Source organism: Vibrio sp. SG41-7, from assembly GCF_014164465.1.
GTDB lineage: Bacteria > Pseudomonadota > Gammaproteobacteria > Enterobacterales > Vibrionaceae > Vibrio > Vibrio splendidus.
In genome coordinates this window covers 1-8896 of sequence record NZ_JACJFF010000159.1, presented here as the reverse complement: position 1 = coordinate 8896, position 8896 = coordinate 1, and the positions used below count along the sequence as shown (strand labels likewise).

Annotated in this window: 8 protein-coding genes and 2 pseudogenes; 8 read left to right on the top strand and 2 right to left on the bottom strand. The window is 45.9% G+C overall.

Annotation, left to right across the window (positions count from 1 at the left end):
- Window positions 1–122 precede the first annotated feature (122 nt).
- From H5300_RS24010 to H5300_RS23980, 7 genes and pseudogenes are all read left to right on the top strand, one after another.
- A pseudogene (locus H5300_RS24010) lies at window positions 123–293 on the top strand (2OG-Fe(II) oxygenase); the annotation flags it as partial.
- A 286-nt stretch (window positions 294–579) separates the two neighbouring features.
- The gene (locus tag H5300_RS24005; RefSeq protein WP_102539834.1) at window positions 580–1872 is read left to right on the top strand and encodes an extracellular solute-binding protein; all 1293 of its coding nucleotides are present in this window, start codon (window positions 580–582) and stop codon (window positions 1870–1872) included.
- Window positions 1873–2118: 246 nt separating this feature from the next.
- The gene (locus H5300_RS24000) at window positions 2119–3000 is read left to right on the top strand and encodes an ABC transporter permease subunit (protein WP_182797084.1); all 882 of its coding nucleotides are present in this window, start codon (window positions 2119–2121) and stop codon (window positions 2998–3000) included.
- A gap of 38 nt (window positions 3001–3038) precedes the next feature.
- The gene (gene ugpE / locus H5300_RS23995) at window positions 3039–3881 is read left to right on the top strand and encodes a sn-glycerol-3-phosphate ABC transporter permease UgpE (RefSeq protein ID WP_182797083.1); all 843 of its coding nucleotides are present in this window, start codon (window positions 3039–3041) and stop codon (window positions 3879–3881) included.
- Window positions 3871–5181, top strand: a complete 1311-nt coding sequence (locus H5300_RS23990; RefSeq protein WP_182797082.1) for a sn-glycerol-3-phosphate import ATP-binding protein UgpC — start codon at window positions 3871–3873, stop codon at window positions 5179–5181. Before ugpE ends, H5300_RS23990 begins: the two co-directional genes overlap by 11 nt.
- Before the next feature lie 56 nt (window positions 5182–5237).
- Window positions 5238–5957 carry a glycerophosphodiester phosphodiesterase family protein gene (locus H5300_RS23985; protein WP_182797081.1) on the top strand — a complete coding sequence of 240 codons (720 nt, stop codon included), beginning with the start codon at window positions 5238–5240 and terminating at the stop codon, window positions 5955–5957.
- A 159-nt stretch (window positions 5958–6116) separates the two neighbouring features.
- Window positions 6117–6854 carry a sulfite exporter TauE/SafE family protein gene (locus H5300_RS23980; protein ID WP_065681618.1) on the top strand — a complete coding sequence of 246 codons (738 nt, stop codon included), beginning with the start codon at window positions 6117–6119 and terminating at the stop codon, window positions 6852–6854.
- Between the two features lie 78 nt (window positions 6855–6932).
- Here H5300_RS23980 and H5300_RS23975 read toward each other — a convergent pair whose 3' ends face one another.
- Window positions 6933–7712: a murein L,D-transpeptidase family protein gene (locus H5300_RS23975; protein WP_182797080.1), complete on the bottom strand. Its 780-nt coding sequence runs from the start codon at window positions 7710–7712 to the stop codon at window positions 6933–6935.
- Window positions 7713–7714: 2 nt separating this feature from the next.
- Window positions 7715–8197 carry a GNAT family N-acetyltransferase gene (locus H5300_RS23970; protein ID WP_004733067.1) on the bottom strand — a complete coding sequence of 161 codons (483 nt, stop codon included), beginning with the start codon at window positions 8195–8197 and terminating at the stop codon, window positions 7715–7717.
- A gap of 209 nt (window positions 8198–8406) precedes the next feature.
- On the opposite strand from H5300_RS23970, the pseudogene H5300_RS23965 reads away from it, so the two are divergent.
- A pseudogene (locus H5300_RS23965) lies at window positions 8407–8772 on the top strand (Gfo/Idh/MocA family protein); the annotation flags it as partial.
- Window positions 8773–8896 lie beyond the last annotated feature (124 nt).

Below are 8896 nucleotides of genomic sequence, written 5' to 3'. Positions count from 1 at the left end.
TTCAAGCCGCGAGGTCGAGGGCTCGAGGCTATAGAAATACAGCCACTTTCATCACCATGATCTACATGATAGCGAGCCCTGCCGCTGAAATATTGAAATCCACTTGAAACGTCGAAGAGCCTTTAAAAGACAATCACATCGCGACCATTCCACCAAAGGGTGGTCGACTGTTGGTATTCTTGTCTGAACAGTTCCCACACGAGGTACTGCCAACCAACACAGAGCGATTCAGTATCGCTGGTTGGTTCCGTATTAACGGTGTGAAAGACAACCAATTGGACATCGCGCACTAAACTGTCTCCACATCGAACCTTCTTCTAAGCCTCTCCATCGAGAGGCTTTTTTATTGAACAACAGTTGTTCAATAAAACGTCTTAAAAACCAAACATGTTCAACATCAAAACCATCAATAACTTTTCTCTTAAATAAAATCGAAACGAATCTTTCATATCAGTGAAACGGTTTAGCCACGTAAGTGAAATACGCCCTGTTCAAGATAGCTTCAAACGACACCCCTACCGTCTCGTTAACACTCTAATCCAATACCTCGACATCGATTTCATCCAAAAGGAAACGAAGATGAATAAGCTAATTTTGGCAGGCGTTCTTTCCGCAACAGCGGCAATGCCAGCGTTCGCAACGACTCAAGTCACTTGGTGGCACGCAATGGGCGGCCAACTTGGAGAAACCGTCAATAAAATTGCGACTGACTTTAATGCGTCACAAGATGATTACAAGATCACGCCAATCTATAAAGGTTCATACACAGAGACCTTAACAGCGGGTATCGCAGCATATCGAGCAGGCGAAGCTCCTAACATTCTACAAGTCTTCGATGCCGGTGCTGCAACCATCATGAACGCTAAAGGCGTCGCCAAACCGGTACAGGATATTCTGGTTGAGTCTGGCTACAACTTTAATTCGAACGACTACCTAGCGGGCGTTCGTAACTTCTATGCAGACAGCCAAGGCAAGATGATTGGTATGCCTTTCAACAGTTCGACACCGGTTCTTTACTACAACAAAGATCTTCTCGCGGAAGTGGGTGCAGACGCGCCTAAAACTTATGAAGAACTAGAAGTCGTTGCTAAGAAACTGAAGGCAGAAGGACACATCGCCTTTTCTCAATCTCTAACGCCATGGATCATGTTTGAGAACTTCAAGTCTCGCCATAACCTGCCAGTCTCTGACCAGAACAACGGCTACGATGGCCTATCCACTAAGATCATGTTCAACACCAAAGACATGATGATGCACGTTAGCAAGATGAAAGAGTGGTCAGATCTAGGTTACTACAAGTATTACGGCAGCGATTGGGATGCGAACCAAACGCCTTTCGAGCGCCAAGAAGTGGCAATGTGGATGGGCTCTTCAGGTTCATTCGGTGGTTTACGTAACCGCGTACCTTTCGAGTTAGGCACAACTTACCTTCCATACTGGAAATCAGTTAACCCAGATGCTGGTTTAACCTTCATTGGTGGTGCCGCTCTGTTTGCACTCAATGGCCATGACCAGAAACAAGACAAAGGCGTAGCAGCATTCTTTGATTACCTGACTAAGCCTGAAACTCAAGTTTACTGGCACAAAACCACTGGCTATGTGCCTGTAACGACTGCTGCATATGAACTAGCGAAAGAGTCTGGTTACTACAAAGAACAGCCAGACGCAGAAGTGGGCGTAAAGCAGCTAAGCCTGAAATCGGGCGAGTGGACTAAAGGCTACCGCCTAGGTTATTACCCGCAGATCCGTGAAGTGATGCACCGTGAGTTCGATAACATCTTCGCAGGCCGCTCTAGTGTCGAGAACAGCCTAAACAAGGTCGAAGATGAGAGCAGCAAACTACTGAAACGCTTCGCTCGCACCATGAACTAATTCTGCTTTTTAGCTAAAACAGATAACTGAACTAAAAGCTTAACACACCAAAAGCCGTTCATTGCTCCTCACCACTTGTCACTGCGTTATTAAAAACGTAATGGCAAGGCGTGAGGAAGTTCTTCATTAGCGCCATTTATTGCTCCAACAACGATAACTCAACTGGATGCACGCCTTGATATCGCGCTAGTGGTAACGGTCACTAATCTAATAGTGGCCACTGTAACTATTTTTAGGGATTACCCTGTGGAACGACGTCAGCAATTCTTTCACTCTCCGCTGCCTTACCTATTTTTGGCGCCTCAGATCCTCATCATTGCCGTTTTCTTTATCTACCCAGCAGCAAAGGCGGTTTACCTTTCATTTATGCTGGAAGACCCTTGGGGCACCTCATCTATATTCGTCTGGTTTGAGAATTACCAAATGCTATTCGAATCGAGCGAGTACCTGAACTCGATTGGCTTTACTTTGATGTTCGCGATTGTGGTCTCTTTCTTTTCACTTGCCTTGGCTCTGCTGCTTGCCGTGAAAGCCGACAACATCATTCACGGACAAGGCGTATACAAAATCACACTCACTTGGGTTTATGCGGTTGCACCCGCGATAGCAGGCGTTATCGGCGCTTTCTTGTTTAACCCGCACATTGGTGTATTTACCGAGTTATTTGCCGTTGTGGGTTGGGACTTCAGCTTCCAAACCGATCCTGTTGATGCCACGTTTGCTCTGATTTTGGTGTCCGTGTGGAAACAAGTTTCGGTGAATTTCATCTACTTTCTGGCTGGGCTTCAATCGATCTCTTACGCCGTAAAAGAAGCTGCGATGCTGGATTGTATCAGTGACTCGAAACGTTTCTGGACCATCACTTTCCCACTACTCGCGCCAACTGGATTTTTCCTACTGGTCATCAACCTCACCTACTCGTTCTTTGAAACCTTTGGCGTAATCGACACCATGACCAATGGCGGCCCGGGTGGCGGCACAACGTCGTTGGTGTACAAGGTGTATCGAGACGGGTTTGTTGGCGCAGATTTAGGCGGCAGCTCTGCACAGTCTGTTGTGTTGTTGCTACTGGTACTCACTCTTACATTTATCCAGTTTCGCGTTGTAGAAAAGCGTGTCCATTACTAGCCCATCCTCGCTAGGATTTAACGCGACAGGAGTTATTTATGAAAAGTAATAAGGTCTCTGACCACCTAATTTTAATTGCTGGGATGCTGTTTATGTTGGTCCCTATCTGGCTAATCTTTGCCAGCTCGACGCATAACCCGAACACCATTGTCAGCGAAGGCCTGCAATGGCTACCGGGCGATAACTTTACGACTATTTATAGCGAAGCTTGGAACAAGAGTATGGGCTTCAGTGGCGAAGTCACCGCCAGTAAAATGATCGCCAACTCAATGATCATGGGGCTAGGTTTTGCGATCGGTAAGATCATCATTTCGATGATGGCGGCGTATGCTTTGGTCTACTTTCGACTGCCTTATGCTACAGCTTGGTTCTGGTTGATATTCGTGACGCTACTACTGCCATTAGAAGTTCGTATTATCCCTTCCTATGAAGTTGTCGCAGGGCTTGGGCTTCTTAATAGCTACACAGGATTGATTCTACCTTTGATCGCATCAGCCACCGCGACGTTCTTTTTTAGGCAATTCTTCAAAACCATCCCTGACGAATTATTAGAAGCAGCTCAACTAGATAATGCAGGTCCATTTCGATACTTTGTCGATATCTTGCTGCCTCTTTCTAAAACCATGATCGCAGCGATTTTCATCATTATGTTTGTGGTGGGTTGGAACCAATACTTATGGCCGATCATGATGACTACCGATGAAGGCTACAACACCATCGTGATGGGCATAAAACAAGTACTCAACAACATCAATGAAACCAGTTTACCGCGCTATGACTATGCTTTCGCCATGGTGATTTTAGCCATGTTGCCACCCGTTTTAGTGGTGGTTGTATTTCAGCGTTGGTTTGTAAAAGGGCTAGTAGAAAGTGAAAAATAATAACGACACAACTCAAATGAACAATAACTGCATTCAATCTCTCAATGAGTACAAGACATCTCACCAGCCCTCTCACCAAGCTATCCACAAAAATACAGAGGACACACCGATGCCAAAGTTAAAACAAACGTTAGGGCACACCCAAGCCACTCACAACCATACGCACAAAGCACCTACCATGTTAGGCATCAAAAACTTGGTCAAGACGTACGAAAACGGCCATCAAGCCGTCAAAGGAGTCTCTCTTGATATCGGTGAGGGTGAGTTCCTTGTTTTAGTGGGTCCTTCTGGTTGTGGTAAGTCTTCTATCTTGCGTTCCATTGCGGGTTTAGAAAGCATCTCTGGCGGTGAGATACACTTAGGTGGTCGTCGGGTTGATACAGAGAAACCAGCCCTGCGTGATATCGCGATGGTCTTCCAGAATTACGCGCTCTACCCTCACATGACGGTGTACAAGAACCTAGCTTATGGCTTAAAGAACCGAGGTGTCAGTCAGCACCTTATTGAAGATAAAATTGAGAAAGTCGCCAAAACGCTGAAGATCGAAGAATACCTAGACCGCAAGCCAGCCAAACTTTCTGGTGGTCAACGTCAACGTGTTGCTATGGGGCGAGCGATCGTTCGCGATCCACAACTGTTCCTGTTTGACGAACCTCTGTCTAACCTAGATGCCTCATTGCGCGCTCACATGAGATTAGAAATCAAAAAGCTGCAACGCGAGCTAGGCGTAACCAGTGTTTACGTGACCCACGACCAAGTCGAAGCCATGACACTGGCAGATAGAATAGTGGTTCTCAACAAAGGCCAAATAGAACAAGTCGGCACACCAAGAGAAGTCTACCACCAGCCTGCCAGCACCTTTGTGGCAAGCTTCATTGGTAGCCCCGCGATGAACTTCTTAACTGCCACGCTCGATGATGGCTATCTTGAAATCGGCGATCAACAAATGTACTTGCCCGAATACGCCCACGTAAAAAATACAGCCATCACACTTGGTATTCGCCCAGAACACTCTGAGGTTTGTGCCGATTTAGTCATGAACGCGCTGCCGCTTGAATTACGCATCAGTGTGGTTGAGCCTTTAGGGCCAAATCAATTGGTTCATGGCCTTGTGAACGAACAACCCTTTATTGCAGTGACACCCGAAACGACGCTGTGCCAAGCCGTCCCCCTCGGGCTAAGCATCGATAAATCCAACCTGCATATTTTTGACAATCATGGCAAACGCATTCACCCAAATAACTTCACATCACAGGAGTCACACGAAGATGCGACAAGCTTAACGACGGCTCTAGCTTAATCGAGTACACTGATATTTAATGCGTTTTTACGGTGCGTCTTTAAGAAGGATTAATTATGTCGTCTATCATCGTAGGTCATCGGGGTGTCGCAGGTACTCACCCAGAAAATACCAAAGCAAGCATTGAACAAGCGGCTAAACTCGGCTTGAAATGGATTGAAGTTGATATTCAGCCCACTCAGGATGACCAACTGGTCGTTTGTCACGATCACACGCTTGATCGCTGCAGCGATGGCAAGGGTCGAGTTGATGAACACACCCTTGCTGAACTGCGTCAGCTCGATTTTGGCAGTTGGAAGTCTGAGCAGTTCGCTGGAGAAAAAATACTGACGTTGGAAGAGTTACTCACACTTGTTGAGCAGCATGATCTTAGCGTCAACCTCGAAATCAAAGTCGACAGCCGACATCAAGCCCCTTATGTCGTTGATTTGCTGCACGACGAGTTGATTCGCTCAAATCTAGACACCGATAAGGTCTTACTTTCGAGCTTCAGCCATAAGGTGGTTGCTGAAATGACTCGTCATTTACCGAGATATCGAGTGGGAGTAATCACAGAGCAACTGACTCAAGATGATCTTATGCTCATCAATGAGGTCAAAGCGTTCAGCTGTCATATGAACTATGAACACGTTGATCAGAGCGATCTTGACACTCTCAACGAAGCGAACATTCAAGCATGGTGTTACACCGTCAATGATCCGTCTCGCTTCAAATTTCTCTCAAAAGTAGATGCTGTATTTACTGATTTTCCGAATCAATTCAACCCTATAAATTGACCTCGTAAATACCGAAAAAGTACCCCCCGAGAGACTTTAAAATTAACCCTGAAAAACCTGAAAATTAGGTAGCAAACACAAGTGAGTAGGAGTACATTCCGCTACTCACTTGGTTTCACTAGCTCGCCTTATTCGACAGCTTCATTGGTTACTTAATTTATGGATCTCATTTTTAGTCCAACCTTCCCAATTTTGGGTGCAATCTTCATTTTCGCCGCTATTGTTCGTGGCTTCTCAGGTTTTGGTTTCACCTTAGTGGCATTGCCATTGAGTGCGTTATTCGTGCCTGTTATCGAACTGGTTCCCGTTTTCATGCTGATCGACCTGTTAGGCAATATCCAATTGCTGCCGAAGGTTAAACATCACGTAAATTGGCGATGGGTTTCAAAGGTATTTATCCCTTGTTTGGCCTTCACGCCCGTCGGCTTGCTGTTGCTCAAATCCGTTAGCCAAGACACGATCATCTTGATCATCAGTGCCTTCATTCTTGCGTCAGCAATCATGATCTACAAAGGGTTCCAATACAAAAGCGAACCTAGATTTGCTCCCTATATTCTAGGAAGCCTTGCGGGGGTAATGAATGGCGCAGCTTCAATGTCAGGCCCTCCGGTTGGCACGCATGCATTGGCAAGTCCTGTCGCACCACACATTGCAAGAGCAGGCCTGATTGCGTTCTTTGTACTAGCTGATTCCAGCGCCTTTGTTACGGCCTCTATCGCAGGGTTAGTCGATCGTGATGTGGTCTGGCTTACTCTAGCACTCTTACCAAGCAGCATGTTTGGCGGCTATGTCGGTTCGAAACTGTTTGAGAGGTTTGGTGGGGCGAAGTTCAAGCCAGTCACGATTGCATTGCTGATCGTGATTGCGATATTCAGTGCCGGTCGAGTCTTACTGTAACTGGCTCTAGCGCTGATTTCGGCAATTGTTTTTGAGAGTTATTTTCGAGAATTGTTCAGGGAAATTGGGTACCGATAACTACCATTCAATATGGATAGGGGTACCCATTTTTACGAGTTGGATGAACTCATCCATATCTTGATTGGTTAATGCAATACAACCATCCGTCCAATCGAAGCTTTGTATAAAACTAGGTGAACGACGCTCACCATTCTTGATTCCGTGAATCTTGATATTCCCCCCAGGATCAACTTCATTTTTTTGTGCCCACTGCATATCTGATGATCGCGGGTAGTTGATATGCACCGAGCGGTAGAAGTCTGATTCTTCCATAACATAGTCGAGCTGGTATTGCCCTTCTGGCGTTCGGTTGTCCCCTTCAAAACGCTTATGCCCTTTCGGTTGTTTACCTAGCGCAATACGAAATTCCTGAACCACTTCCTCCCCTTTGAGCAGATACATTCTACGTTTAGATTTGTCGACTTTGACTAAGGTGACCACTTGCAATAACGGGTCTATGCCAGAAGACGCGTCAGGTAGAGTGTAAAACTCTTGAGAGGAACTGTGAGGAGGACCTAATGAAGAGCTTTGAGAGGGATCGAGTGAAGAGCGTTGAGAAAGCTGGGCGACCTTTTGTTGAGAGTCCCCTTCAAGAACATCGTCCATAACAATGACATGCTTTGAATTCGCGGTGACCGATGACGTAGGTGTGCGATTAGAATGGGAAGGTGCTGACTCAAATACAATGGTTTCGATAGCGGTCGCATCAGACACAATTTTTTCGACGACGAGCTTCTCCGCATAAGCGAGCGAAGTAAAAAAGAGTAAGCACAACGATAAAGGCCAAATCAAACGCACCCTTAAATCTCCTCAAAACGCATGGACATGGTTCGAGATTGAGTTTCCATCCCTAACGACTCATAAAAACCCTGAGCTTGTTGGTTGAACTCCATCACTTCTAACCTAAGCTCGATAGCACCGCTCGCTTGAGCCCACTGATTGAATGACTTCATTAAAGCTCGACCGACACCTTGGCTTTGAACTTGATCGTTAACCACAATCGTATTCACTCTTGCCACCTTATGCGGCTGAATAAAGCTCACCCCTTTGTTCTGTGTCACCTTCCCGGCTAAGAAGCCGACCACTTGTTGCTCATCAACGGCAACGAAGAAAGCCCCTACAGGATCGATCATCAATCCTAACCAGTACTCTTCACTGTCGGTAAAACCCAATGAAGGTGGCGCAAATACCATCGGAGCACCAAGATGATGTTGACGATTTATCTGCTCTGAGAGCTCTAAGATCGAGCTTATATCAGTGACCTTGGCAGTCCGGATTTGCATATCATTACCTTATTTGAATTCACTAATACCTTAGCAAAAATGACTTGGTTGTGCACCGTTGTACTGGTCAACCCAGACGTTCTGTGAAGGCTGATTATTAATATTAGGCACTATGTTTAGGGAAATTGTTCCGTAAATCTCAGGCACATTGCCAGCCGTTGAGTGCTACTATCTCTGCAGAATCAATACACTAACTATTGGACACCTATATGATTAAGTTTGCTGTAATTGGAACGAATTGGATTACACAAAAGTTTGTTCAAGCTGCTCACGAATCTCAATCGATGCAACTTGCAGCGGTTTACTCTCGAAATCTAGACAGTGCGGCACAGTTCGCCCAAGAGTTTGACGTTGAAACGACGTATAACTCACTCGACGCATTGGCCAATGACAAAATGGTTGAAGCCGTATACATCGCTTCACCGAATTCACTCCATTGCGCACAGTCCATCTTCATGATGGAGCACGGCAAACATGTCATCTGTGAAAAGCCTGTCGCATCGAATATTGATGAAGCAACCCGCATGTTTGAGGTAGCTAAACAAAATGGTGTGGTGATGTTTGAGGCGTACAAAGGCTTTGTTGCGTAATTCAATGGAACTAAATCAAGAACCTACGATCTGATCAGCTACCTCCACCCTCTCTCGTAGCCCTATGCCTAAGCCTCGTTACAAAACAACCAACTGGAAGCAATACAAC